This window comes from Streptomyces sp. SM1, from assembly GCF_002910825.1.
In the GTDB taxonomy this organism is placed as follows: Bacteria; Actinomycetota; Actinomycetes; order Streptomycetales; family Streptomycetaceae; genus Streptomyces; species Streptomyces okerensis.
Genome location: NZ_NEUB01000368.1, coordinates 1 through 1,489 on the forward strand (window position 1 = coordinate 1; position 1,489 = coordinate 1,489).

A 1,489-nucleotide genomic window follows, 5' to 3' on the forward strand; every position below is an offset into this window, starting at 1 on the left:
ACCGTCCGGTGCCGCCTCCCGCGTACGCCGGGGACTTCCCTCCCGGGCAGGCGGATCCGTGGGCCCGGGGCACCGGAGGAAACGTTCCGCCGGCCGCTCCCGGGGGCGGCCGGGACGAGGGCCGTTCCTCCGCCTGGTGACCGCCGTCCCGGACACCACTCCCGGCGGCCGGGGGGACACCCGGGCCGCCGGGAACCGCCGTCCCGGCTCGCACGTACTCTGAGTGGGACCACGACCCCGTTGCCGGCCGGGCAGGCCGGATCGTCGTCGTACGGCCGTACGCTAGAAGGGAGGCGCGCCCCCGCGCCTCCGTGCAACGAGGAGAAGATCCACTGGGCAAGCGACAGCCCGAAGGCCCGCCGCCCGCACCCGCGGTGCAGCGCATCAGACTGCGCTACACCAAGCGCGGCCGCCTCCGGTTCACCAGCCACCGTGACTTCCAGCGCGCCTTCGAGCGGGCGCTGCGCCGCGCCGAGGTGCCGATGGCGTACTCGGCGGGATTCACGCCGCATCCGAAGGTGTCGTACGCCAATGCCGCACCCACCGGCACGGGCAGTGAGGCGGAATACCTGGAGATCGCGCTCACCCGGCCGCGCGACGCCGAGCGGCTGAGAGCCCTTCTCGACGAGTCGATGCCCACCGGGCTCGACATCGTCGAGGCGGTGGAGGCCCGCGCATCGGGCCTCGCCGACCGGCTCACGGCCTCGGTGTGGGAACTGCGGCTGGACGGGGTGACCCCCGAGGACGCCCGCCGCGCGGTGGACGCCTTCAACGCGGCCAAGACCGTGGAGGTCCAGCGCCGCACCAAGAACGGCATCCGTACCTTCGACGCCCGCTCCGCGGTCGTGACTCTGGAGACCCCAAAGGCGCACCTGCCGGGGACCGACGCGGGCGCCGGCCCGGCCGGAGAGGCCCACACCGCGCTCCTTGCTGGGCCGACGGACCGGCCCTGTGCGATACTGCGCCTGGTTGTTCGGCACGTGACGCCTGCCGTACGACCCGACGACGTCCTGTCCGGTCTTCGCGCCGTGGCCGACCTGGCGCCGCCGGTCCCCGCAGCGGTGACCAGGCTGGCGCAGGGGCTGTTCGATGAAGAGACCGGCACGGTGACCGACCCGCTCGCGCCCGACCGCGAGGCAGCAGCGACCGAGCCGCAACCGGCCGGTGCCACTGCCGCCGCGACGGCGCCGGCGTAAGGAAGGTTCCGCGTAGGGACGGATGTCGTAAGCGCCGCCCTCGAACTCGGGAGCCACCTGGGTCGGGCAGCGCACCGACCAGAAGACTTTCGCCAGGCCGTGCGCATTCGGCGTACGGAACCGGCGAGACAGGACACAGAGAGCTTCCGAGCGGCGCCCGCGCCCCGGACGGCGGCAACCGCGCACCGCGCGAGCCGCGGACGTCACCGGCATCGCCGGGCCAGGCGCGACGCTCGGGAGCCTGACGGGAGAAACGCCCGCATGCTCGAACCGATCGAGCCCACAGAGGGCTC

General features: G+C 73.9%; 1 protein-coding gene. It reads left to right on the forward strand.

The annotated features are described in order from the left end of the window. Nucleotides 1-374 precede the first annotated feature (374 nt). Complete coding sequence (locus tag B9S61_RS09390) at nucleotides 375-1,196, forward strand: TIGR03936 family radical SAM-associated protein (protein ID WP_103541848.1); 822 nt, start codon at nucleotides 375-377, stop codon at nucleotides 1,194-1,196. Nucleotides 1,197-1,489: the final 293 nt, after the last annotated feature.